This is a genomic window from Bittarella massiliensis (ex Durand et al. 2017) (genome assembly GCF_009876955.1).
In the GTDB taxonomy this organism is placed as follows: Bacteria; Bacillota; Clostridia; order Oscillospirales; family Ruminococcaceae; genus Bittarella; species Bittarella massiliensis.
On sequence record NZ_WWVY01000003.1, the window covers coordinates 246,222 to 269,482 of the forward strand.

Here is a 23,261-nt window from a genome sequence, read left to right on the forward strand (position 1 = left end):
TATCACCTCTCATTTTCGGGTGATACTATTCTCCACCCGGATGTCTGCACCCGGATAACAGGACGGAAAAAGTCATAGTCATTGTGAATCTCATTATCCTCCCGAACCTCCGGTTTACAGTGAGGGGAACAGGGTAAATATCCAAGCAAAGGACCCATGCCACCGCAGACATTGCAGCCGCCGTCGCCGCCGCAGGTGGTCAATGTTTTCCCGTCTACCAACTCCCGCTTATAGGGGTCGTAGGCGATAGACAGGCCAAAGAAGTTGGGCTGCTCCATGTCGTATGGCTTACCCTGATCTTCCCCGTTTTCAAAGTGGTGCAGTTTCATCTTGTGGTCCAGTCCATCCCCCCAGGGAAACAGGGTGCGGCATCCGCCCCCGCACAGATAGGCCCACTCATCCGGCGTGGGAAGGCTGGCTGCCAGCTCCCACAACAGGGACCGCTGAAATTCCGGGTAGGTCATTGGATGGCACAGCCACGCTCGCCAGCTATCACCATTGCGTTCAAAGCGGACAGTTTCGTGTATTTCAAAGCTCTGGCTGTTCTGGCCCGCCCACTTCTGCAAGTTCTCCAGCCAGTCGGGGTGGGCGGTGATGCGTGGATCGTTCATGGGTACGCTTTCCCAGCCAATTTCCTCCAGTTTTCTGCCCACGAACATGGGGGCGATGGTCACCTGGCGTACTGGGGTCATGCCCTGCCTGAGAAATTCCTCCGCAGAGCCCTCATATTCGATTTCCGCAAAAATATCCGCCAGTTCCTCTTGGTTGGCCTTGTCCATTCCTTGGACAAAACTCTCCCAGCCAAGAATCACGGTATCGCCCGGGACAAAGACAAACTCCCGGCCACCTTTTTCAAATAGGCCGGTGGTGCAGCTTTGTCCCCAGCGGGAAAAGGCGTATAGTTCCTTGAATGTCAAATGATAACGAGTCGCCAGCGTCTGCATAAGCCAGAGCTTATCGGCCAGTTTCAAGGTATCAAATTGTGGGCGAAATAGTTTTTCGTTCATAGCAGCGCACCTCACAGCAAGTCTACCTTGATACCGCACCGTTCCAGAACGGGCAGCACCTGTTCCGGCTTGGAGGACATGAGGGTAATATGTTTGAGATTGGGGAACTGGCGCAGTTCCGCCTCCGTAATGGTATTAAGATCAAAGGCTCCATCCTCGCCATCCCAGAACGGACAGAGTTGGGTATAAATCTCGCTGCCGCCATCCATCTCGATCTCTGTAATCTCTGGAGCCAGCCGCGCCGGGACAGGGTATTTCTCCAGCCACTTCCGAATCTCCGGAATAGGTTCATACCCTTCCGCGTCAATGTCGATCTTGCGTCGGCTATACTCTCTGGAAAACTCATGGGCATCCAGTTTAGGAGCCAGTAAGCCTTTCTCGTACATCAGGACTTCCATAACCGCCAGCTTGAAGTTGAAGCTGGTAAAGGTGAGCACTGGTTCAGTCGGCTTGGATAACTCGTATTTCTGCGCTTTCGCCGCCTTATTCTCTGGCTCTTTCCAGCTGATCTGTACCATGGCGGAGAGGGCCTCCAGCTTTGCTTTCTGCGCTGATTGCTCCTCTGGAACAGGACCCGGCAAGCGGGTATAGACGGTAAAGCCGCCTAATTTGAGGGTATGGGCAAATCCGGCGAAATCCTTCCAGCTGGCCTCTCGGTAGTCCTTGGACCCGATCCAAACCGCTCCGTCAAATGTCTGCCGGACCGCATACTCTCCCTGTGCCGCTACCCGGACACCAATGGTTTTGATGGTCTGCTCATCTTCGTCCAACCAGCCCTGTAGTCCAAGCTCGTCCCACAAAGCAAGTGCCTGGGTATAAGGGCTCTCCTGGCCAGTCATGGGGCTTTTCCGTGTTCCATTTTGTAAGACAATGCGGGCAGGCCCTAGCTTTTCCGCCAGCCGCGACAGGGTAAACGGCGGTGTAAATACCGCCCCCAGAATGGTCAGGCTGTCTTTCTTAAGAACAATTTTTCGCTCCGTGGTCTTGGGCGGTAGAAAGATGGGCAGATTCGGGTACACTTCTTTGTACTCCCGCCATTCCAGCTTTTTGGGCTTGTTTGCCGTCCGCAGGAAGTCCCAGAAGTCGATGGGATAACGAAACACCGGCCCAACCCTATCCCGCCGGGTGACGATGACCACCGTGCCATCGGTGAGTATTCCAATGTGCTGCATTTTCTCCCCGCCGAACATTCCCGGACGGATACGCAGCACCTCACGGGTGTTCCTATTGATGAGCTGAGCAAAGTCATCGGAGAGGATTGCGCCGTTTCCCTGCACCAGCAGCCAGTCCCCGGTAAACCAGCGCAGTTTCAGCCCCTCGCCCATTCCGGGCAGGGGGGCGATGCGGCACCGCCCGGTGTCCATGTCCAGTTCCAGCAGGCATTCTTCCATCCGCCCCTTGCCGCTGACGGCGTGGATCATGGTAATGCGGCCTGTGCCGGGAACGGGAACGGCCTCGGAGAGATGGTCGTATCCATCCAGAGAGAAGGTGTGTTTTGTTACCTTGCCGTTTTCCCAGCGGTAAATCTGCCCCTTGTACCACTCGTTGGAAAAGTAGACCCGGCCCAGACCGTCTGTCGTAATGCCGCAATGGTATTTGGTGCTCCATCCATCTTCCGGCAGAGTCCAGTTTTTCACATCCTTGCAGGCGCCCCGGTCTGTCAGTTCAATCCGTGTAGCGTTGGTGGGATCACCCACCCAGAGGGAATGGTCAGCCCAGCACAGGGTCTGGGGTGGACCGTCATATCCAATGGGGGACGGTTCGGCCCAGTTAAGCGTGGCTGGATTCTTGCTCAATAATGCTCGGCCAATAGTCCCGCTGCCAGCGGCCCTGGACGTGGCATAGAGTCCATTTTCTGCGGAATAAGTGAGGCACCCAAGGTGCGGCAAGCTGTGGGCGCGGGTCACCTGGGGCGGACGCTGGCGCAGATCGGCCACACAGCCGTTTTTCCATTCTTCTGCATCCTGGTTTTTCCATTCGCCCGCCGCAAAATCACCCGCTACGGAATTGAAGAAATAATCGTACTCATCCTGAAGTATGTATTCCTCGCAGGGCATTAGCTTTCCAGGGTCCTGCTCCTTGGCATGGTCGCCCCATTTTCGCCCTTGCTGTTTCATCAGGTGGCAATATTGCCCCTGCTTTTTGCAGTAGCGTTCCCATTCGCTGCGTTCTTCCTCTGGGATCAAGGCAAACAGATACTCGTCCTCATCATCCAGGTTATACAGCGCCCAGCCGAAGGCAGACAGCTCCTGCCCCAATGCCGCCGCCCCTTTTTCATGGGATAGCTTCATATACTGAACGCCAACGGCATCAAAGCGTTCATCCAGCAGCGCCGGGACCTGCGCGCCCCATTTTTCTCGCAGTTCCGCCAGAGTGTCCTGTACGGCTCCGTCAAATTTCAGAATGTCCAGCGCATCATCTATGATTTGTTTGAACTCTGCCATAGGTAGTTTCTCCTTTTCCCATTTCCTACATCATAGCGACAGCCATGTGGTCAAAGCACTGATTTCCTCCCGCAGCAATGAGGATTTCCCAGCGGCGGCAAAGGCTTTTTGGATGCCGCCATAGCGCCGCTCGGAGCGATCCGCCAGCTGGAGCGCGGCTGCCTCCAGATTGGGAATCGCCATCACAGCATCTGCCAGCGCCTGGGCGGAGAGTTTATCCCCGATCAGAGAGGCGGCAAAGCAGCGCAAATGGCTGTGGGAGAGGGCGGACAAATCGTTTAGTTTATGCAGTTCATAGAGTTTCAGGGCATAAAGGGAAGGAAGCCCATCCAGAGCCGGTAGTTCCTGCACAGCTGGGAGTGACTGGAGATAGAGTTTCTGAAGCCGGGTCGCCGGAGTCAGGAAAGGGGCAAGATCTTCCGTTTTCCGCATTTCCTCCAAATGGAGATAGGTAATGCTGGTGAGAAGTGGGGTGATGTCGCCATTCTTTTCTCCACGCAGGTGGAGAACACGCAGGCCGGGGAGAGAAACATTGTCCCAGGAAACAGGGGCCGACAGCCATAGGGACAGTGTATGAAGCTGCTTTAGCTCGGAGAGAACTTCTACACCCTCACACTTTTCCATCAGGGTCAGTTCCTCCAGATTGGGATAATCTCGCAGGAAGGACAGATTCACCTTCCGCTCTCCCGTCACAGACAGACACCGTACCGCATCTGGTTTTTGTCCATTTAGATCAATCTTTTCTCCGCCACGCCAAAAGACCGCCGTGCAAAAAGAGGGCTCCATTTTCATAAAAGTCACCAGTCCCGTTCCCGGATAGCCTCCTCCATGTCAATCGGAATGCCAAACCACTTCAAAATGTAGTCTACAGTGACGCCGATGCAGTCCCGGGCTACCGTTTCAATCTCACTGTTGTTCTCGTAAAATTCGTCCTGGAGGTCATTGATGCCGCAAACTGCTTCGTCCAGCTTTTCCTGCACCACTTCGGTGTCGGTTTCGCCGCTCTCCAGCAGGTCGATGACCTTCTGGAGTTCGTCCTTTACCTTGTCTACCAGAAAAACTGGATAGTAATCATCCTGATACATCTCGTCCAGCAGTTTGTAATCGGGATCAAAGGTTTTCATTTTGTGTCTTCCTTTCTTCGTAGTTCACAGTTCAGGCACTTGCCTTCTTGATATTTTTTTCTCACTCACCGCCAAACCGCTCAGCAGCGTCTTTGTAAACAGTAATACTTTCTTCCACGCTCACTTTTTCGCTGCGAATACGGAAGTAGTCCCGCAGGGCGCGCCTGAGTTCTGGGTTCTCCACTTTGCGGGGCAGCAGGCTGATGAGCATTTCGTCGTAGCTCCCGTATAGCACACCGCCCCGGTTATAGGTCTGCCATGTCACCGCGGGCTTTTTGCCCTCCGGGTCTTTTGCCAGAGCAAAGAGCCACCGCTCATCCAGCTCCACATAGCGTTCAATCGTAAACCTTGTGTCATAGGTCCCATAGCTGTAATCACCCCAGAAAATCAGGGCGCGCAGCCCGTCGGGACCCGAGCGTTCAAAGGCCCAGTCCTCCGGATAGCTGCGGTAATCCAGCAGCCCCAGGGCGTTCAACAGATAGCTCGCCTTTGGAGTCCCCAAAAGGGGCGAATAGGTCTCATACACCTGCTCCTTGGGCTGGGTGAGAATCGCCTTCATAAAGACCGGGATCAGCCAGCTGCCGCCGCAGCGTTCGTTCAGCTCATCCGCCAATGCCTGCAGCCGCTCATCCGGGTTGCGGATCAGGGAGGCGGTCAGCACCACAGCGGGAATTTTCTCTTTTTCCCTGGGTGTGGCATCCCAAATGCGAAGTCCGTCCGTAATCCACCAAGAGGTGCAGTCGTCATCCGGATAAACAGGCGCGCGTTTAAGCCGGGCGAGCCGCTGGGCGTTTTCTGCCAGGAAGCGGTAGACCTCCAGCATTTTGAGCGAGGCTTTCCCCATCATCAGATGGAGACAGAAGTTCAACTGTTCGATTTCCAGGGGCTTTGTGTCCCCCTCGTCCAGCAGCCGGGAGAGGGTCTTTAAGATGGCCGGGGCGATCTGCTCCGACACGCAGTCGGAACAGGCGTCCGCCATGATATGGCTGCCCATCCATTTACCCTTGACCAGCTTGGCCCACAGTGGGGCGGCGGGGGCATACTCCAGCTGCGCCAGAGCCTTCTGAGCAGCCGTCTTGCACTTGCCCTTTTCCATATTCACAAGCTGGAGAAGCAGTTCGCCGTTGGCTTCAGCCTTGCCCAACTCCAAAATGGCCTGTTCTCGCTTGACCCCCTTGGGGGGCAGTTGTTCCATAGTCATATTGCGTTCTCCCCTTATTCCTCAAACTCGCCCTCGATCATTCCATTGAGATATTTTCCGGGGTCAGCGATAAATTCCTCCCATCTGGCTAACGGATGAAACTCCTCATGCTCGATGTCCAAATACCAGAGTTTCTTATCTCTGGGACTCCACAGCAGCAAATAGTCGCTGTAATTGTCCATTTTCGCCATAAGGGAGAGCAGCTTTTTTCGTTTCCAGGTCATCTCCTGCACATCCATGTAGGGGTAAAGCTCCGCCCATTTCACCAGCTCCCGCTCCGGAAATTCCAGGCGCAGGGGGCCGGTTTTCAAATATTCCACCAGCTTGGCAGGCAGCTTGTAAGGCATGAGCTGACGCACCTTTTCCTGTTCGTTATGCCAGCCCTCCGGCTCCAGGGCTTTTAAGTAGGCGGCCATTTCCTGATTTTTGTTCTGCACCGCCACGGTGTAGGGCCGGTCGCCGTATTTATCCGGGATGGTGATGTCGGCCCCCTGCTCCACCAGCCAGCGCACCATAGAAAAATCGTTGTGCCGTGCCGCTTCAGTGACAGGAGTCGAAGCGTAGGGAAACACCATATCTGGCTTGTGATAGTTGATGTCCGCCCCGTTTTGAATCAGATACTCCACCAGCAGCTGATTTCCATGGCTCGCCATACTGCGCAGGGCTTCACCGCCGTATTGTTTCAAATCCATGCCCATCCTTTTCAAAATGGGGAGTACATTAGGCTCATCCCGATCCACCAAGTGGAGAAACAGCCTGCATATATCCCTTTGCGTTGCGGGGATTCTGACTCCCACATCTACCAAAAAGGAAAACAGGGTTAGGTCTTGACTGCGCAGGGAACCACAAAGCAATTCTTCCGGGTTATGGGTCAAATCTGCTCCGCATTCGATCAGGAGCTGTACCATGTCCATCCGATTTTCCAGTACAGCCAATTCCAGCGGAAAGGCTTCGTCATCCCGCGGCCAATCTCCAATCATTACCTGATAGCATTGTGGCTCATTGGGAGAATGCCCTGCGTGAAGCAGGGAACGAATCGCCTCTATGTCACCACTTTTGATGGCAGCCATCATGGGAGGTACATTTGAATAGCTTACTTCACTCATCCGAGTCCTCCTTATAGTCTATTGAAAAATTTCCTGATACCTTTCTCTCAGTTCCTCCGGAGCTGCTTCCACCACTTTCTGACCACCCTTGGCGCTGGCTTTGCCCCAGATCACATAGCAGACCGTTTCCCATGCGTATTGCAGCACTTCCTCCGGGCTGGCTTCTGTTTCTTCGGCGGGTTCCTCGCCCTCGTCATCATCGTCATCCTCGTCAGAGGAAAAACCGCTTGGAACGATCTCGGACAGGTGGATTTTTGCCTCCAGCAGAGCGTCCAGGCTTTCTGCGTTTGCCATCCACGCGGCATAGTCCTTGGAATACTTCATGTTCTGCATGGACAGCACCCCACGGACAAATACAGGGACGGTATCAGCGGTAAATCCGAACTGTTTCACATACTCCCGGAGGAATTTTTCCTGTAAGTGGGAGTGCTCATCATCGCAGAGATCGAGATAATCCCATACCAGTTGCCACCATTCTTGCCCCAGCATTCCCAGGGCGAACACGGCAAAACTTCCGGGGAGCGCGCACTGCTCATCGCTGAGATTGGTGTACTGCTCATATTGCCGCATGGCAAGCCGGGCGTACCGTTCCATCAGGGGGTGGAGGCCAGGGTACTGCACGGCACAGGCAAAGAGCTGGTTTACTCCCTTTTTGGGCAGTCCTGTGATGGGAAGATAGCTCTTTTCCGGCCCTTTGAACTCCACCGCATAGCTGCGGGGAAAGTCCTCCTGCTCCAGAATCTCACACAGGTAGTCCAGCACTTCGTGGCAGCATTCCTCTGTGTTGTCCCTGGCAGTAATACGGATCACAGCAAAGGCATCGTTGGCCGATGCGGTGAAGTGCTCTGTTTTCCTCTTTTGCAGAGAGAGCGGCAGCCTGCCGGTCCCGTGTTCCCGGAGCTTTTTCACCATATCAGGACGGACTTTCTCCACCAATCCAAAGAGGTAATTGGCGTCCAGATACTGAAAGTCCAAGCCATACACTTTATAGCTCACCGCCACATAGCAGGCGAAACGCAGCAGCGGCTCCGGGATCTGCTCTGCACGGATGCCTGGTTTCAAGGAATACTCCCGATCCCAGAAGCGATCATCTTCATCGCCTGTTGCAACAAAATACTTCTCTTGTAGCTCCCGTTTCAGCATATCAAGTAGATGGTGGTCAATTTCACCCCAGCGGCTCTGGCGGCGCAGGTTTTCGCTGAAGGCGATGGCCTTTTCCGCATCCAGGGTCTCGGCCCGCTGTATTTCGGTCCATGCCCTAAGCAGTTGCCACACCTCAAAGGGTGCACCTTGACTGCTGACCACTACCGGCGGCCAGTGGGAATCATCAAGCCGCGTGATTCTCCCGTCAATGGCATCCTGGATACACTGGTCAAAGAGCGGTTGCAGTTCTTCCTGTACCTCGGGCTTCATCCAGTAACAGCGCCCGTCCGCACTGTTGAACTTTGGCAAATTCATAGCGATTTCCTCCTATCAGGTCTGCTGGTGCTGCATGGATACGATCTGGCAGTCAGGGCAGAACTCGATGTAGAGTGTGCCCTCTGTGCCGTCCATCAAAGTATCCCACTGGATCTGGGCCAGATATTTCATGGGCTTTCCGCAGTGGGGGCAGGCGGTGTATTCCCAGTCCTGAACCCAGTTGGCAAAGCCGCCAACGGTGTTCACATCGTCACAGGCGGCGCCATAGAACAGGGGCACTGGCGCACCGCCCAGCACGAAGGGATTTTCGGTAAGGGACCTGTAGTCCTCCGGCCGGACATAGCAGTCCATCTTTCCCGCCCCGTCAAAGAGCTCTGAGGGAAAGACCTCTACGCCGCCGTCCAGAGTAAAGCGGTTGAAAGCGGGGCCTTTCAGAAAGCCCACGCAGTTGGGACAGCAGGTGGCGGTCAGAATGCCGTCCAGCCCCAGAAACTTCAGCCGCTCGTCCCGGCCGTCCAGCACCAGCATGTCCGCCATCCGCCCGCCGCAGTGGGGACAGGTGTCCTCCCGTGCCCGCCCGATGCGAACGGGGGACACTTCACCGGGGGCTCCCTTGACGAAGGAAAAGCAGGTATCGAAGTTGAGTTGGGTCCGTTGTCCCTTTTTATTAAAGGTCCAGCCGCCGCACTGGGCGTAAATGGACGGGTCTACATAGAGCTTCTTGCGCCAGGAGCGGGGATGATTCTCCAGTTCCAACAGCGTTTCCAGTGCCCGGCCATCGCCCTGGAAAGCAAGGCAGCACATCAGGTTGGACGCTTCACTGGAATCCTCTGTGGACAGCAGCGCGTGGATCAGGCCCTCCCCCACATCAGCGGGAGCGTGATAATAGATCTCACAGGGCCAGAACACCCCTGCGGCCAGCGCCGCCCGCTGGATTTCCGGGGTGATGGCGTCCCGGTAACCCAGCAGCTGCCAGAAGTCGGTGCATTCGGGGTCCTCCATATCAGCAAGCCGATGGATGTTCTGGATCAGGTTTTTCTGCTTTGCAGCAATCTGTTCCGGCGTCCAGGCCAATGCAGTTTTTCGCTCTTGCTCACACTTGCATTTCCAGCACAATCCGTCATAGCCCAAAGGGGTCCCACAGCCGGGACAGGTATATTTCAGACTCATATTTTTCGACTCCTTTCAGATGATAGAAAAACGCCCTGCGACACCCTGCCACTTGGACAGGCTGACGCAGGGCGCGAAAAGGCCGCACAGAACCAAGACCTGTATCCCAAGGCTCTGTGTCTGACGATATTCTGCTGTCTTTCCCGTCCGTTTGGACATGGGTACTCATCTCTATCCATTTGCTTTCACCTACCGCACATGCTCTTTTACCCGCTCCATCTCGTCCACCAGAGCCCTGACCTGGAAGTCCACCATATCCTCCGCCACCTCTGGGAATAGAAATGGCATGGTGTCTGGAATGGCTTTGTGTACCATCATCATGCTGAGGGCCAGATTGCCAAACAGCCGGGGATCAATACTGTCCACAGGGAGGCTAAAGATGGAAAGCAGCTTCCCATAAAAAATAATCTGATCCCGCCGGAACGCCTGAAAATTCTCCTCGGAAAGGCAGTGGCGTACTTGCTGCTCCTCCTCAATGGACAAAACGGCAACTCCGCTTTTAGCTCCATAACAGCAGTTTTTCAGAAAGGTTTCCACTCCCGCCCGCCAACTGAGTCCGGGGTCCTCCATTAGGGATCTGGCATAATCCAGCAGCTTGGGCTGTTGGTATCGCAGGGCGTAGAGCACCAGTTCTTCTTTGGATGAGAAAAAACTGTAGAAGAAGGTCTTGGAGATCCCTACTTTTCTGCACAGAACATCAATACTGCTGTGAATCAATCCCCGATCCGCGATACACTGAATCATGGTGGTCATCAGGGCATTCCGCACTTGCACTCTATCTTCTTCAGAATAGGCTTTTCGTGCCATATCTTCCCCCCCTATAAAGAACAGAATCATAAAATAGTATTTATATAATAACTGCACAGAAAAAAATATACAACTATATTTTGAAAATTTTTTATGAACTAACTAAACCATTAACTTATTTCTGCTGTATCGGGATGGAGAAAAATTATGCGAAGATTTTGTTTCAAAGCATAATTTACTGTTTGGCCTGTCCCAGATCGTAGTTTACGATTGTTATCATAGACTGCCAGCAAGAAATCTGCATGATCTACCATATAATAATTTCTCTTTTTATAATCGGATGCAGTTCCACTTTGTCCTATAACAATACATTTTGTGGCATTATGAATAATTATCTGCAACCGCTGTTTGCTCATTGCATCCCATTTCGAATCATGCCCTTCAAATGGAAGTGCAACAATTAACTCAATATCTTGATATCCCGGTTGTTCTTTGAGATATAAGAGTTGTTCGGCTGCCCACATATCTACCCCTAATGTACCTCCAACATAAAAGCGGAAAATACCTTCTTCATCATGCAAATGACAAAATGTTTTTAGCATTGCTTTTTTTATTTTTTTGCACAACGAATACCCTTCATTATACTTGAACTTAAATCGAGTTGGACGGTGCCCAGTAATGGCACAAGCGTATGTTTTTTTCAAAAACTTCACCCCACTTCAAATCTCACGCAAACAAAAATGAAATAACGCAAATAAAACGGCGCAAATAGGCATATATCCATTATTATAACACATACTATGTTTATAATCCAGGCATTTCATCTGTTATCCTTTTATATAGCGAGGTGAGGATATGGATGAAGAATTTATCCGCAATCGGATCACCGAATTGCGTTTGAAAAAAGGCGCATCGGAATATCAAATGAGTTTGGCTTTAGGACAGAACCGGAGCTATATTCAGGGGATTTCATCTGGTCGATCTCTTCCGTCAATGGCTCAGTTCTTAAAAATTTGTGATTACTTTGAGATTACCCCTTTGCAGTTTTTTGATGCAGAAGCGGTCAATCCACAGTTAATCCGTAAAGCGATGGACGGAATGCGAAAACTCAAGGACGAAGATCTGATTATGCTAATTGGCTTTATTAACCGACTGCAATCCAAGGACTGACGGCGGGGGTTTCGACCCATGGTCGTCTATTTTTGCAATTTTTCTAAATAACTATTACTTTTTTCTTCATCCGTAAGTATCTGTTCACCTGTACGGTTCAAGGGGGTATAAAAATGGACTGCCCCCCAGTCCACATACGAATCGGGCGGCAATTCTGCCGCCCGATTTTTGTTTCAAAGCCATCTGCAAAGGAGTAGGAATCCGCTGTCGGCAAAGTGGCAGACTGCTCCCCAGGTGTGGGATCAGGGGCGTCACAGGTATCCGCAGGAGCACTTTCCGGTTGCACTGCCGGGGATTCATCAGACGCATCATCTTCCGGCACAGGGACATTTTCCGGCTCGTCAGGGCAGGGCAAGTCAGAGCATAAGGTATAGAGGTTGCTGGTCTGGCCGCCGTTCTTACGCTCGTCAAACCGGGCCTGCTTGACGATATATCCCGCTTTCACCAGCTCATCCAGCGCCCGCTTTACAGTGGACACCCCATAGCCGCACTTGGCGGCTATGGTCTTGATAGAGGGGAAACACTCACCCTCTTTGTTGCAATGCAGAACCAGGACTTGCAGTACAAGCCGCGCTCTGGGCTTCAGTTCAGAAGAAAATGCCCGCTGCATATACTCAAACTTTGCCATATTCCAATCCTCCCAGTCATGTCTCACTGTTACAGGCGCTTTTCTCCTGCAATATACTTCTCCACCAGCGGCCGGTAAATCTGCCCGTTGACCTGTTTCGCAAACAGGTCGTGGGATGCCGCCGCAATCTGCACATCTTCCCCAAAGAGTTCCGTACAGTATTCCTGAATTTCCTGCGGCACACAGATCGCCACCGGGCGCACTTCCAATGATCCGCACTCGGACAATGCCTTATGGAACACCGGAATCTCATAAGGCAGGACACTCCCACACAGGAGCCGGTGTTCTGCGTCACGAAAAATAGAAGTAGGCGTCTGCATTACGCCGCAGTCATAGATGATAAACTGATACGCCTTATCCGGCTCGTTGGTCAGGTAGCAGTCGATCCCATCAATGGTGTAATGCTCCCCATCCGGCGCCGCCTCGTAGATGTTCAGCAGGAGCTGCAGGTGACGGTTCTGATTGACTTCGATATACGCCACCTCCGCACCTCTGGCCGCCAGCCAAGATGCCAAGTTAAAGGCCGTTACCGTCACGCCGCTTCTGCGCTGCGAACCGGCCACGGCAATACGGATATTCCGGGCGTTCCAGCGGTACGGAATAATCTCGTCCGGCTCCGGGGCTTTCTCGTGGCGGGAAACTGGCTGTTCGTAGACGGGAGCCTTTACCACATACCGCTGCATCCCATCTTCGGAAAGTGCTTCTGTCAGCTCGTCCAAGGCGTCCTCCATCGTTTCACCCGTAACCAGATTCACAACGCCGATGGACAGTAGCCGCTGTACCTCGCCGTTCACATCCTCGCAGCCGGAGAGGATGACGATAATCCGGGCGGAGAACATCATCTGAAAGGATTGCAGGGCAAGGGTGAAATCATTGCCGCTTTCCTCGATACACGCCGCATCCACCACAAAGAATTTGGCGTTGGCATAATTGCGCATATCTTTGGTCACGAAGCTTTTCAGGCTGAACCGGCCGACCAGTTTCTTGGCGGGCAGAGTCATATTCCGCACGGCGGGGTCGATCAGGTTGCTTTTCTGGTTACTCGTCAAGTACAACAGCATAGGATTCACCTCTCATATTTTCAGCACTGGTTTTGTCATCCGCCCCGCCGGTCAGCAAAAGGACGATGCCCACCACCACGATCACGATGTAGATAAACAGTTCAATCAGCTTGTTTCGGTTATTCATATCGCACCCCTTTAATAGATCGCCCACAAGGGACCGCCTGCTGCGGCACCCTTTCTGGCCTCATCCAGAATGATTGATATATCCCATTCCTGTTCGCTTCGCTTTTTACTGGCAGGATCGGCCACCAGGATTTTTCCTTCAGAGGTCACTCCGCGCAGCACCATAAAGTGGCCGCTGGATGTGAAGTGGCCTTTTGACATGAGCGCCACAATCAATTTCCCGGACGCCAAAGCGTCTACCACAGCCTGCGGGTCATCGGTGCTGATGCTTTCCCATTGAAGTCCAAAGCCCTCCGCAGCCCCCGGTATCAACGAGTGATAGGACCCGTTGCCGGAACACCAATAGCCGTTCTGATACGCCCATTCTGCCATTGTGGGGGGATCAACGGTCTGGTCTGTCAGGCTGGATACCACAATCGCCATAGAGGTCGGGCCACATCCATAACCGCCGATATTATCGGTTCCATACGGAAGATCGGCCCAACGCTCATCCAACTGATTGTAGTAGACAACTTCGGTTGCCCCATCCGTAAAGATGACGCCCTCATAGCTCTGACCACTACCGTCTATATAGTCTTTCTCATAAATGCCGAGCTGCTGGTTGTAACCATATTGCTTCTGAAAATCCTCTACCACGTTTACCTCATCACCAATCAACCATTGGGACAGCACAGAAAAGGGGCTGGTAATGAGGTACAGGATGAAGGCAATCAAAAGCAAAAGCCCCAGAACCGGGGCCAGGATCATAAACAGGATTCTTTTCCGGCTCTCGGAGTCGGTAGCCGCCTGCATAGCTACCTTTGCCAAAATTTTTGCAGTCAACGGATCAACAGCCAAAAAATCACCTCCATAATCAGTCCGGTTCCATACCGGGGGCTTTCATCATCTGCTCCATTTGCAGATTGAACGCCTCCCGCCGTTTACCGGCGCTGTCGTCAATTTCAAACACCTTTTCTCCTTTGTTATTTTCCCGGACAGATACCATGTAGTCCCCGTTAGCAATGAAGCAGGCCGTAAAGAGCGCCCGAATCGCCGGGGCAGGCATCCGCGAAATCTCAAAAGGAGTAGCAGCACACTTGCTGTTCCAGGAAAAGAGGTTGCGGGCGGCATCCGCCGTAATCTTCATCCAGTCATATTCAAACTCCTCTTTCCGCATCATCTTTGTAAAGTCGATTCCCTCCGGGCAGAGGTAGCGATCCATCTTCTGAAAAAGGGTCGGATGGGAAGCCATCAGGAAAAGGGCGGCATAGTAGGAAGCATCCAAATCACTGCCCCTCCAACGTATGGCAGCCATCTTGTTGACCAGGTATTCGTATCGTTCCGCATGATTCATCTGAAAACCTCCTGTGTGGAATAAGTAAGGCGACCGGGATTGCTCCCGGCCGCCACCGAATTACCGGCCGCCAGCTTTGCCCATATAGGAAAACTTGTAAGCCGGAATCTCAAAGTTTACATGAAGCCGCTTGGACCCAATGATAAAGAGCGCGTGTCCGCGCCGCTTGCTCTCCAACAATTCCTGCTCCGCGTCCGTCAGGTTGTAGAGGTCTTTGGTTTCCTGAAGGTTTTTGCCGTCGCAGCCCATCAGGATTTTATAGCACGGAATATCCAAAAGGGCCTGCCCGTACATTTTGACCTCCGGGGCCAGGAAATCCACCACGGAATGAGAAATGATTGCCAGTCCAGCTTCATACTTTCTTGCCCGCTTCTCCACATTGCGCAGAAACACCAGGGATTGCGGGACCTGCGGGTCGATCATCAGATATGCCTCGTCACATACCAGCAGGCAACGCTCATTCCGGTCGCGGCTCATTTCCTCCCAGCACCAGCTCAACAGGTTCAGATACTGCGTGCGCTTGACATTATCCGACGCATTTTGCAGGTCGTGGGTATCCAGGCAAATAAACCGGGAATTGGCCTCCAGCGTGGTGTGGCCGTTCCATAGAAAGCTGTCGCTGCCCGCTGCGGCGTCGTACAGCAGCATTGCCAGATCACGATATACCGGATTCTCCTTGTTGGCCTCCGCTTTCTTTTCCAGCAGGGCGTGAAGGTCGGACAGAATGGGGAAATCCGTGGCCTTGAGCTGCCGAATATCCGTTTCCCAGAAGATGCCGAACTGATTGTAGAGTTCAATGATCGTCTGCTTGAGGATCGCTTTCTGCATATCCGTCAGGCTGGGCAGATACAGGGAAAATTCAATCTCCAGCGTTTTCATGTGCAGCGCCATATCAGACATTCCGTTTCCTTCATCGGTATAGAGCTTGTCGGTTTCATCGTCCTCGTCACGGGGCGCCGGTCTGATCTGCAAAAGATTGGAACGGCCATTCTTGCCACCGCCAGCATTGAGCCAGCTTCCGTTCAGGTTCCGGCACATATCCTTATATTCGGATTCCGGGTCGATGCACAGGATTTTCGTCCCCTTCATGTATTCCGAAAGCATGATGTGCTTTACAACGGTACTCTTGCCGATACCGGCCACACCCATAATCACGAAGCTGCTATTGGTGCGGTCGTTCCCGCGTTCCCAGGTGTCCAGAATCACCAGGCCGCCGTTGCTGTCCTTTGCAAAATAATAGCCCCGGCCATCGTTGTAACCGGAGCTGGCAAACGGGAACCCGCCCACAAAGGTACTCATGGGAATAATGCGGGACACGATGCTGTCCACCGTGGAGTTGGCCGGATAGGTGGGAGAAATGCTCTGAAACCCTTCCTTTTGGAGATTGGCAAGGGTGCGCACCTTGCACTTCTGGATGTTGAAGGCGCTCTCCACGCGGCGGCATACCTTTGTGAAATTGGCTTCATCCTGTGCAATCGGCATCACGGTCAGCGACATCATGGCGACCGTTTCGCCCTCCTGGTCGATCCGCTGCATGATTCTCTCGCCATCCTCGGCGGCTTTCTCGGCGCGCTGCCGGGTCAGCGGGTCTTTGGCACTGTCAGCGGCGCCACGCTGCTGGACAATGCTTTTGGAGATTGCGGAAATGAGCGCGCCATTATCAATGGGGGTAATCCCCACCGAAACGATTGTGCTGGGAATGTTGGTGATCTTGGAAAGCCACCCCATATCCACCTTTTGCGGATAGCGGATGGCGCCGTACACCTTGCCCAGATTTTCACCGATGACCAGACTGTTCCGCTTGATTTCCAGCCCCATCGGAGTAATGACATTCAACAGCGCTTCATTGACAGGAAGCACTTCTTCTTTTTTCTTAGAGCCTAACAATGATCCACCTCCAACTGTTGATTGCGGTAGGGTACGCCAATGTAATCCAGTACAGCGCCGCACCCCAATTTATTGATGCAGTAATCATACTGCCGGGGATGTGTCACCTGCATCAGCTGGAATCGGTTCGGCTCATGCTCCAGGTGGACGCCGTACATACAATACATACACCCCGATCTGGAAACGCCGGTGGTTTTCAAAATCGGGGTGCCGTCCTTCTTGTGGCTCTCCACAATGTCCCCATAAATGGGGGCATAGGGAATGCCGGTCATTTTCAGATACCGCAAAATATCTTCTTCCAGCCAGAACGCAAGGGGCTGACTGAGCGGTCGTTTACGCTCGAAGCCATTGCAGCCAAACTTGAACCAGGATTGCTCCCGCAGCTTGCTTTCGCAGGCCAGGACACCCGTAATCGGGTGCCGCCCGGTCTGCTTTTCAAACTTGTTCAGCGGCGCTTTTTTCATGTGGTAACAGCATCGTGCCGAAATTTTGAAAGGAGCATCCAGAAGGTATTTGTAGTTCTCGCAGTTGTAGATCGACTTCTTTCCGTTCTTGTCCAGCAATTCTCCATTGATTCTTGCCAGACGGTAAGGTTGTCCCTTTCTTGCGCCATTGATAACATCCGAGATCTCTTTGGAGATGATCGGATAGCCGTATTTCTCAATAATCTGAGGAAACGGATAGCGCGGGCGAAGCCAAATAACATTGTCCTTCGTTTTTACGAAATCGCGCAGTTCGGGGTATTCCAACCCCGTGTCAACATACACAGCAGGAATATCAGGGTAGACCCGCCGTGCCAGATCAAGCAGCACGGTGGAGTCTTTACCGCCGGAAAAGCTGATAAAGACCTGCCCATCGTACCGCATATACCATTCCATGATTCTCGTCTGCGTAACTCTGATTTTTCTTTCGAGGCTCCAACCCTGCATGATTTTCAAATCCTGCCGGGTGTGCTTCATACTTAGGCAACACCTACACTTTCCAAAATCGGGATCGCGGCATTGATGCCGGAATCCTCCAAGTGGACATAGGCGGGATTGTTGACCAGGTTGCACAGCCGGACAATATCCTGCTGTTGCAGGATTTCGGTCTGAATCCCGCTGTCCGAAAAGTATCCGCCGAGCAGTTTGAGTTTTTGGAGCAGTTCACGCTCCACGCCATCGCTGACCCTATCCCAAATCTTGATGTAGAATTGCCGTTCCACCACTTCGCCGGAAAGGGCAAAGGCGCCCATCTCCACGATTTCCTGTTTTAGCAGTTCCTTTTGTTTCACATCGGAAGAAGCGGTGAGCGTGGCGGACAGTTCTGACAGCAGCGGAGAAATGTCCACCGGGCGGGATACAGCCAAAAGCTGAAACGGGTACTGTGCGCTGGACAGGCTCACCGTGAGCTGCTTGGCAATCAGCCGCTTTTCGTTTTTGCTGAACAGTTCTGTGCTGATCGGATAGATTTTCAGATATGCCAGAGCCAGATTGTCACGGGTATAGAGGAAGTTCCCCCGAATATCCTTCACATTCACAAACTCGTTGGCGGTGATCTGGGCCAGTTCTTCCTTGTCCTTGTTCTTCGATTTTTTGTGTTTGGCCGACAACTTCAGAAAAATCAGCGTCCCACCGCCCAGCAGCGCACAGACGCAGATCATAATAATCGGCAAGAGCAATTTATCGACCTCGCTTTCTTTGCCATAAAAATAGACCCTGCTTTTCAGCAGAGCCATGTGTTACAGTTCCAAATCTTCTTCATCTTCACTTTCTTCGCCGTACCCAAAATCCAACTCGTCCGATTCAAAAGAAAAGCTGTGGTCTGAGATACAATCCAGGGCGTCGCTGGCGTTCAGCTCATCGAAATGCTCTCGGAAGAATGCCAAATCATCCTCGTCGGCGCGCACAGTTTCGCCCTCTCCATAAAGATAGGTCTGGATTTTGGCTTCGATAGTGTCCCCCAGGGGCCACAGCGAAAGGGCCTCGGAGATTTCATCACAGTCCAGCAGTTCATCCAGCCCATCCGGGCTGCCGGGGACAAAATGTTCTGTCATCAGAGAGTTAGGGGCGTCCAGAGTCACCACCGAAAACATTTTGCTCATCGGCCTGCCTCCATATCCTCTCCGGCTCCGGTGTCCATGTCCCATCCCTTGCCGAACATGAGGTTCATAAACTCTTTCATGTCGGCGGCGGACCGTACTTCAAAGGATACCGCTGCGGGGACCGGCTGCGGAAAATACTCCTGATACATGGCGATCTGTTCATCGGTCAAAGAAACGCCCCGTCCTTCCGGGGTATCGCCATAGAGGAAAAAAGTTCCGTGAATGGTATCCGGCCCGTACTGCCGGTTCTCCGGCAGCCCTGCCAGTTTCCCGGACGCATTGCAGCAGAGAACCGTTTCGCAGGGCAGAGGAATACACTCAATATCCCCGCCCACAAGTTCCTGCCGGTGTTCCAGAGAATCCTCCAGCATGGTCGTATAAGGCGCCCGCCCAGGTTCAAACACCATAATCCGAATCGTTCTATTGTCGTTCATATCCATTCTCCTTTTCCTTACGGATTGCCCGGTGCGATATGCCAATCATCATAGAGGGAGCCGCTGATCGTTACATCATCGGTGAGATTCATGGCGAGCATCCCCGCAGGCGTCCAAATATCTATCACATGAGTATTGACCGTGTAGCTCCCGTCCGGGAACCAAACCGGCGAAAAATGCACCCGCTGGTTGTAGGTACTGTAAATGTTTTTGGCAAACTGGAACCGCGCCGTTGTTCCGCTGGTGAGCCGTTCAAGCAGCCGCCAATAGGTTCCATAGCCAAACTCCGGGAAGTAGGATACGGCTGTCTGCCCATAGGTATAATGCGACAGCGGAGCAGAGGTACTGACGGTTGCCGTAACAGTATTTGTTACACCATAGCCCGACTTCATCAAATCGCCCGATGCGGTAGGAACTTTTTCGTCTGGCTCGATTCGGGTAGTGGCTGTCATGCTGGCGGAGTAATTGTCCCGGAAGAAGTCATACCATCCTTCGTCCACCCAATAGCCATCGTCATCACCGGTGCTGTGCCACACCCAATAGGGGTGCCACCGCGCCCACCAGACACTCCAAGCAGCATAGGTCTTGGTTTCACGGCTGGGAACGCTGCTGGCCGTCCAGCTTCCCATCGTATCGGTGGCTTTCGGGTCGGGCGGGTCGTTGCCGGAGAGATCTACCACCTTTGCCTGAATGGTGCTTTGGCTCAACGAGCCTTTATTGGTGCTGACATAGATGGTAATGTCCTGCGGCTCCGACGGTGTATGCCACTTTACCCATGCAATCTGGCTGTCTCCCGACGGAATCACAATATTGTTCATACGGTAGGTACTGCCGTTGATCGTGAAGGATACCGTGGCCGGACTGTCAGGATTGATCTCCGAACCAGCATAGAGTGTTACCGGCGTGATGACATCCGTATCCACCCGATACTCATAGTCATAGTCGGTTGGCTCCGGCTGTTCGGGCGGGTCGGTAAACCATACAATACCCATGCCCAGATAGGTGATAATAGTATCGTTGGAACAGGTCTTATTGGTAGCCCCTGTATAGGCCGGAAATCCCATATCCGCATATTCCAGGAACATAGCCAGCGGCAGGTTTTTATGAGTCAAACTCGTCATGGTCTTACGCAAGGACCCGCCTGCCTGATTATCATAGAGCGCGGCTTCATGGGCAGTCATTGCCATCATAATTCCGTTGTGCTTGAAATAGGCGATTGGCTCCAAAAACAGCTTGTACTGTCCGCCGATCAGTTCCTCGTATGCGATTCCGGTCTGCTGTGCCACCAGTTTTACCGCATACTCGGAGCAGAAGTATTTCTTGATAGCTTCAATGCTGGCGCTCTGACTGCCGCTGCTGATGATTCTCGGCATAGGGGTTGCCGGGGTATAGTAGTCGTAATTCCCCGTGGTGGGAGAAATACTCGCCCCATTCGCATATTGAATTTTACTGACTTTCCCAAAATGAACCTTGATAGATGGAGATTTGTTGGTCAAATCAAAAGAGGACGACACAGGCTGACCGGATTCTGCGTCAACCACGGTAATCCGCACACCATCCATACCAGGATTCCAGGAGTTCTGCGAGGTTCCTTGCCCCATATCGCCGCCACCGCCATCCACGTTTCCGCTTCCTCCGGTTTCTGCCAGGGCGCTCATAGGGCAGATACCCAACAGCAGCACAAGTGTGAGCAATATTATAAATATCCGCTTCAAAAACGCACCTCCAATCAAATTAGTTGAGGGCAAAAAAAGAGTACGGTATCGCTACCGTACTCTCCGGGGTTATTATCAGCCCATGTTGCCGACCTGCTTGTTTATATCTCCATCAGAGTCAATGTTGTGCTGGACAGAGCCGCCGCCCTCATCGGTGATCCAGCCAAAGCCCTCCAGATAGATGGAACCTCCCTGCGTGTCGCCGGTCTGAGGCTGGTTGCTGTTCGGCTCATGCACAATCGGCTCATCCTTTTCGCTGGCCGCCTGCTGTTCCTCCTGAGAAGGCGCCGGAGGCGGAGTGGTTTCGGGCTTCTTTTCGCTGTCGGTCAGGTTGACATCCACCTGATCTTCTTCCTCTACATTCAAAACGGCGTCCGTCTGGTTCTGGCTGTCAGTAGCTTCGGGCTTCGAGGCGTCCGGCACCACCACCAGCGGTTCGCTGGAGCTACCGTCCGGGGTATTGCTGCTATCCACATCCTCGGCAGATACATCCGAGGGAGTGGATGCCGGATCAACGGTCGTGGTCTGCCCACCCTTGCCCAGCAGCACTGCGGCAATTACAATTACCACAACAGCTGCTACGCCGAGAACGGCCAGCAGCTTTTTGTTTTTAGCACTCATTTGAAAACCTCCTTGCACGGTAATTTTATATTAAAACGACGGTAATATTTCCCGCCATCATTATACCATTTGCACAAATACGGCGTCCAGGTGTGATTCCTGCCAAATATTTTTTTGCGCTATGGAAAAGCGACAGGGCGAAATACACAAAATTAAAACCTGGGAACATATTTGGCGTTGAGTTTCATGGTGATCTGCATGGGGGGCAGATGCCCGAACCCAAAGGAAAGCGGCACATCAACAGTGATCGTTCCTGTGACATTGAGCTGCGTAATCCCATCCGGCACAGATGGGGCCAGCGGAGCATTTTCCACTTCCAGGTGCAGATCGTACAGTCGATACTCCAAATCCTCGCCGCTGTACTTTACATACTGCCCGCCCTCGTATTCAACACCCAAAACATTTTGCAGGCGGGCATACACATTGCCGCTGGTAACATTCTGTGACCAGGACGAACCGGAAAGCTGATAGCCGCCGGAGTAACCCTCCCGCAAACCGGCATAGGCTTCATCCCAGTTCTCGGTAGCCACATCCACAATGGCAGACTGGACAGAATCGCGCACCCCCTGTGCAACGATCATCAGTCGCATATACTCAAAGGTTACACAGGCCAGAATCAGGCAGCAGAGGACAACGGCCAAAATCATCGGTACGCCTTGCCCGGAATTGTCTTTCAGGACTTCTCGAATCTTCTTCACTTCCAATACACCTCCGAAGTCCCACTGGCCTTTGCTGTCAGAGTAACTGGAAAGGATGCAAACTCACCGAACAGTCCGATATTGACGGTGGTTGTGAGGGTCACTTCCACCTCATTTCCAAGCTGGATTTTTCCGGTGTCGCTCCATGAGATGTTGGGGTCAAGCCCGGTTTGATCCCGCAAATCTGCCGCTTTTGCGCTGGTGGCAGAGCCAACCTGACCATTGATTTCTGCTGTCCGAACCAATTCGTCTGCAAAGACATCAAGGTTCTGCTTTGCCACAAATACCGGCGCAATGCGGACCACCAACGCCAGAACCATTGCAATCGCCAGGACCAGGACACACACATCCACAAAGCCCTCACCCCGTTTGTCCTTCAGAAGTCGTTTCACGGTTTCACCACCTCCTTTAGAACAGATCGCCAAAGGCTTCCAACACCACATAGCCCAGGACGCCCAGATACATCAGCAGGAAACAGCCCAGCAGCATGAAGGAATACTTACGCATTTTCCCCGGCTGCTTCATGGCCTCCAGTTTCAGTTTTTGAAGTTCCAACTGCTTGAAGGTCATAGAAAGCATCTGGAAATACATAATTCCGTTATCACCGCGCTTGACCGAGATCAAGCCGCGCACCACATCGGACAGCATGGTACTTCCAATCCGGCTCTCCATGCGGGTGAGTGCGTTTTCCTCGTTGCCGGATGCCATATCCGCAATCGTGATTTCCAGTTCCCGCTTCATGGCATGACCGGCATTTCTCTGGTAGGATTTCATGATGTTCAGCACATCACGGGATGCCCGGAGTTCCTGTTCAATGGTGTTTACAAATCTGGGCAGCTCGGCTTCGATTTCTTCCCGGCGCTGCTGAACGATCTCGTCCGCTCGTTTCTGTTCTTTGAAGTAAACTGCCACCGCCAGAAACACAATGACCGGCGCAAGGATCGGGAAAATCAGAAGGGCCGGAATTATCAGCAGAGCAATCAGACCAGCCTTTACCCAGGCCGCCGCAATATAGGTTTCTGGGGACATTTTAATTTCGGCGGATTTCAACTGTGCCTCCAGCTTCTTCCGCTTATAGCCGTCCAGATGTACCAGCGGAGAGAGCCGTGCAGCCATATCGAACAGGACAGCGTTGATGCTGCCTTTCTGGGACTTCCCTCGACTCGTTACGGTCAGAACCGCCTTTGTGCTTGCGGAAGTCGGCAGCCGGAGCAGCCCGGCCAATAAAAAGAACGCTCCCAGGCCAAAGAGCGTCCCAAAGCATAGCAAAATGAGATACAAAACTCG

The 23,261-nt window shown here is 52.8% G+C and carries 26 protein-coding genes; 1 reads left to right on the forward strand and 25 read right to left on the reverse strand.

Features of this window, described 5'->3' with window-relative positions; genetic code table 11:
* Positions 1-2: 2 nt before the first annotated feature.
* The 10 genes from GT748_RS05040 to GT748_RS05085 all read right to left on the reverse strand — a co-directional run bounded on the left by GT748_RS05040 (position 3) and on the right by GT748_RS05085 (position 10,931).
* Entirely contained in the window at positions 3-1,007 is a 1,005-nt protein-coding gene (locus GT748_RS05040; RefSeq protein ID WP_006354166.1) for a hypothetical protein, read from the reverse strand.
* An 11-nt stretch (positions 1,008-1,018) separates the two neighbouring features.
* Positions 1,019-3,451, reverse strand: coding sequence for a DUF6892 domain-containing protein (locus GT748_RS05045; RefSeq protein ID WP_154238264.1), 2,433 nt, complete (start codon positions 3,449-3,451; stop codon positions 1,019-1,021).
* 30 nt (positions 3,452-3,481) lie between these two features.
* Positions 3,482-4,126 (reverse strand): hypothetical protein, encoded by a 645-nt coding sequence (locus GT748_RS05050; protein WP_206671250.1) that lies wholly within the window; start codon positions 4,124-4,126, stop codon positions 3,482-3,484.
* Between the two features lie 122 nt (positions 4,127-4,248).
* A complete protein-coding gene (locus GT748_RS05055) occupies positions 4,249-4,575 on the reverse strand; it encodes a DUF5713 family protein (RefSeq protein WP_006354163.1) in 327 nt (108 codons plus the stop codon).
* 61 nt (positions 4,576-4,636) lie between these two features.
* Positions 4,637-5,776, reverse strand: a complete 1,140-nt coding sequence (locus tag GT748_RS05060; RefSeq protein WP_006354162.1) for a hypothetical protein — start codon at positions 5,774-5,776, stop codon at positions 4,637-4,639.
* Between the two features lie 14 nt (positions 5,777-5,790).
* Positions 5,791-6,882: an ankyrin repeat domain-containing protein gene (locus GT748_RS05065; protein ID WP_040437700.1), complete on the reverse strand. Its 1,092-nt coding sequence runs from the start codon at positions 6,880-6,882 to the stop codon at positions 5,791-5,793.
* Between the two features lie 18 nt (positions 6,883-6,900).
* Complete coding sequence (locus GT748_RS05070) at positions 6,901-8,340, reverse strand: DUF6138 family protein (protein WP_006354160.1); 1,440 nt, start codon at positions 8,338-8,340, stop codon at positions 6,901-6,903.
* Between the two features lie 15 nt (positions 8,341-8,355).
* A complete protein-coding gene (locus GT748_RS05075) occupies positions 8,356-9,471 on the reverse strand; it encodes a hypothetical protein (protein ID WP_006354159.1) in 1,116 nt (371 codons plus the stop codon).
* A 189-nt stretch (positions 9,472-9,660) separates the two neighbouring features.
* A complete protein-coding gene (locus GT748_RS05080) occupies positions 9,661-10,278 on the reverse strand; it encodes a TetR/AcrR family transcriptional regulator (protein ID WP_006354157.1) in 618 nt (205 codons plus the stop codon).
* A gap of 110 nt (positions 10,279-10,388) precedes the next feature.
* Positions 10,389-10,931, reverse strand: a complete 543-nt coding sequence (locus GT748_RS05085) for an SLOG family protein (RefSeq protein WP_117484249.1) — start codon at positions 10,929-10,931, stop codon at positions 10,389-10,391.
* A gap of 142 nt (positions 10,932-11,073) precedes the next feature.
* Here GT748_RS05085 and GT748_RS05090 point away from each other — a divergent pair, with 142 nt between their 5' ends.
* Positions 11,074-11,388 (forward strand): helix-turn-helix transcriptional regulator, encoded by a 315-nt coding sequence (locus tag GT748_RS05090; RefSeq protein WP_006354155.1) that lies wholly within the window; start codon positions 11,074-11,076, stop codon positions 11,386-11,388.
* 97 nt (positions 11,389-11,485) lie between these two features.
* On the opposite strand, the gene GT748_RS05095 is transcribed toward GT748_RS05090, so the two are convergent.
* From GT748_RS05095 to GT748_RS05160, 15 genes are all read right to left on the reverse strand, one after another.
* Positions 11,486-12,016, reverse strand: a complete 531-nt coding sequence (locus GT748_RS05095) for a helix-turn-helix domain-containing protein (protein ID WP_117484250.1) — start codon at positions 12,014-12,016, stop codon at positions 11,486-11,488.
* Between the two features lie 29 nt (positions 12,017-12,045).
* Positions 12,046-13,077, reverse strand: a complete 1,032-nt coding sequence (locus tag GT748_RS05100) for a hypothetical protein (protein WP_117484251.1) — start codon at positions 13,075-13,077, stop codon at positions 12,046-12,048.
* Positions 13,055-13,204, reverse strand: coding sequence for a hypothetical protein (locus tag GT748_RS15155; RefSeq protein WP_173011338.1), 150 nt, complete (start codon positions 13,202-13,204; stop codon positions 13,055-13,057). The genes GT748_RS05100 and GT748_RS15155 overlap by 23 nt, the downstream gene beginning before the upstream one ends.
* 11 nt (positions 13,205-13,215) lie before the next feature.
* The gene (locus tag GT748_RS05105; protein ID WP_087271385.1) at positions 13,216-14,040 is read right to left on the reverse strand and encodes a C39 family peptidase; all 825 of its coding nucleotides are present in this window, start codon (positions 14,038-14,040) and stop codon (positions 13,216-13,218) included.
* 16 nt (positions 14,041-14,056) lie between these two features.
* On the reverse strand, positions 14,057-14,536 hold the full coding sequence (locus GT748_RS05110) for a hypothetical protein (protein ID WP_154238262.1): 480 nt from the start codon (positions 14,534-14,536) through the stop codon (positions 14,057-14,059).
* 60 nt (positions 14,537-14,596) lie between these two features.
* Positions 14,597-16,423 (reverse strand): VirB4 family type IV secretion system protein, encoded by a 1,827-nt coding sequence (locus tag GT748_RS05115; RefSeq protein ID WP_154238261.1) that lies wholly within the window; start codon positions 16,421-16,423, stop codon positions 14,597-14,599.
* Complete coding sequence (locus GT748_RS05120; protein WP_154238260.1) at positions 16,417-17,382, reverse strand: phosphoadenosine phosphosulfate reductase family protein; 966 nt, start codon at positions 17,380-17,382, stop codon at positions 16,417-16,419. The genes GT748_RS05115 and GT748_RS05120 overlap by 7 nt, the downstream gene beginning before the upstream one ends.
* A 2-nt stretch (positions 17,383-17,384) precedes the next feature.
* Complete coding sequence (locus GT748_RS05125; RefSeq protein WP_206671247.1) at positions 17,385-18,140, reverse strand: hypothetical protein; 756 nt, start codon at positions 18,138-18,140, stop codon at positions 17,385-17,387.
* Between the two features lie 3 nt (positions 18,141-18,143).
* Positions 18,144-18,506 (reverse strand): hypothetical protein, encoded by a 363-nt coding sequence (locus GT748_RS05130; protein WP_154238259.1) that lies wholly within the window; start codon positions 18,504-18,506, stop codon positions 18,144-18,146.
* Positions 18,503-18,946, reverse strand: coding sequence for a DUF3846 domain-containing protein (locus tag GT748_RS05135; RefSeq protein WP_154238258.1), 444 nt, complete (start codon positions 18,944-18,946; stop codon positions 18,503-18,505). The genes GT748_RS05130 and GT748_RS05135 overlap by 4 nt, the downstream gene beginning before the upstream one ends.
* Positions 18,947-18,957: 11 nt before the next feature.
* Positions 18,958-20,655, reverse strand: coding sequence for a hypothetical protein (locus tag GT748_RS05140; protein WP_154238257.1), 1,698 nt, complete (start codon positions 20,653-20,655; stop codon positions 18,958-18,960).
* A 75-nt stretch (positions 20,656-20,730) separates the two neighbouring features.
* The gene (locus GT748_RS05145; RefSeq protein ID WP_154238256.1) at positions 20,731-21,276 is read right to left on the reverse strand and encodes a DUF6550 family protein; all 546 of its coding nucleotides are present in this window, start codon (positions 21,274-21,276) and stop codon (positions 20,731-20,733) included.
* 152 nt (positions 21,277-21,428) lie between these two features.
* Positions 21,429-21,974, reverse strand: a complete 546-nt coding sequence (locus tag GT748_RS05150) for a hypothetical protein (RefSeq protein WP_161213332.1) — start codon at positions 21,972-21,974, stop codon at positions 21,429-21,431.
* Positions 21,971-22,366 (reverse strand): DUF4320 family protein, encoded by a 396-nt coding sequence (locus GT748_RS05155; RefSeq protein ID WP_173022274.1) that lies wholly within the window; start codon positions 22,364-22,366, stop codon positions 21,971-21,973. The genes GT748_RS05150 and GT748_RS05155 overlap by 4 nt, the downstream gene beginning before the upstream one ends.
* Positions 22,367-22,382: 16 nt before the next feature.
* Positions 22,383-23,255 carry a type II secretion system F family protein gene (locus GT748_RS05160; protein WP_154238255.1) on the reverse strand — a complete coding sequence of 291 codons (873 nt, stop codon included), beginning with the start codon at positions 23,253-23,255 and terminating at the stop codon, positions 22,383-22,385.
* Positions 23,256-23,261: the final 6 nt, after the last annotated feature.

Coding starts and splice junctions, on each gene's coding strand:
- GT748_RS05040 (WP_006354166.1), bottom strand. CDS start 1,007: ATGAACGAAAAACTATTTCGCCCACAATTTGATACCTTGAAACTGGCC.
- GT748_RS05045 (WP_154238264.1), bottom strand. CDS start 3,451: ATGGCAGAGTTCAAACAAATCATAGATGATGCGCTGGACATTCTGAAA.
- GT748_RS05055 (WP_006354163.1), bottom strand. CDS start 4,575: ATGAAAACCTTTGATCCCGATTACAAACTGCTGGACGAGATGTATCAG.
- GT748_RS05060 (WP_006354162.1), bottom strand. CDS start 5,776: ATGACTATGGAACAACTGCCCCCCAAGGGGGTCAAGCGAGAACAGGCC.
- GT748_RS05065 (WP_040437700.1), bottom strand. CDS start 6,882: ATGAGTGAAGTAAGCTATTCAAATGTACCTCCCATGATGGCTGCCATC.
- GT748_RS05070 (WP_006354160.1), bottom strand. CDS start 8,340: ATGAATTTGCCAAAGTTCAACAGTGCGGACGGGCGCTGTTACTGGATG.
- GT748_RS05075 (WP_006354159.1), bottom strand. CDS start 9,471: ATGAGTCTGAAATATACCTGTCCCGGCTGTGGGACCCCTTTGGGCTAT.
- GT748_RS05080 (WP_006354157.1), bottom strand. CDS start 10,278: ATGGCACGAAAAGCCTATTCTGAAGAAGATAGAGTGCAAGTGCGGAAT.
- GT748_RS05090 (WP_006354155.1), top strand. CDS start 11,074: ATGGATGAAGAATTTATCCGCAATCGGATCACCGAATTGCGTTTGAAA.
- GT748_RS05095 (WP_117484250.1), bottom strand. CDS start 12,016: ATGGCAAAGTTTGAGTATATGCAGCGGGCATTTTCTTCTGAACTGAAG.
- GT748_RS05100 (WP_117484251.1), bottom strand. CDS start 13,077: ATGCTGTTGTACTTGACGAGTAACCAGAAAAGCAACCTGATCGACCCC.
- GT748_RS15155 (WP_173011338.1), bottom strand. CDS start 13,204: ATGAATAACCGAAACAAGCTGATTGAACTGTTTATCTACATCGTGATC.
- GT748_RS05110 (WP_154238262.1), bottom strand. CDS start 14,536: ATGAATCATGCGGAACGATACGAATACCTGGTCAACAAGATGGCTGCC.
- GT748_RS05120 (WP_154238260.1), bottom strand. CDS start 17,382: ATGAAGCACACCCGGCAGGATTTGAAAATCATGCAGGGTTGGAGCCTC.
- GT748_RS05125 (WP_206671247.1), bottom strand. CDS start 18,140: ATGGCTCTGCTGAAAAGCAGGGTCTATTTTTATGGCAAAGAAAGCGAG.
- GT748_RS05130 (WP_154238259.1), bottom strand. CDS start 18,506: ATGAGCAAAATGTTTTCGGTGGTGACTCTGGACGCCCCTAACTCTCTG.
- GT748_RS05135 (WP_154238258.1), bottom strand. CDS start 18,946: ATGGATATGAACGACAATAGAACGATTCGGATTATGGTGTTTGAACCT.
- GT748_RS05145 (WP_154238256.1), bottom strand. CDS start 21,276: ATGAGTGCTAAAAACAAAAAGCTGCTGGCCGTTCTCGGCGTAGCAGCT.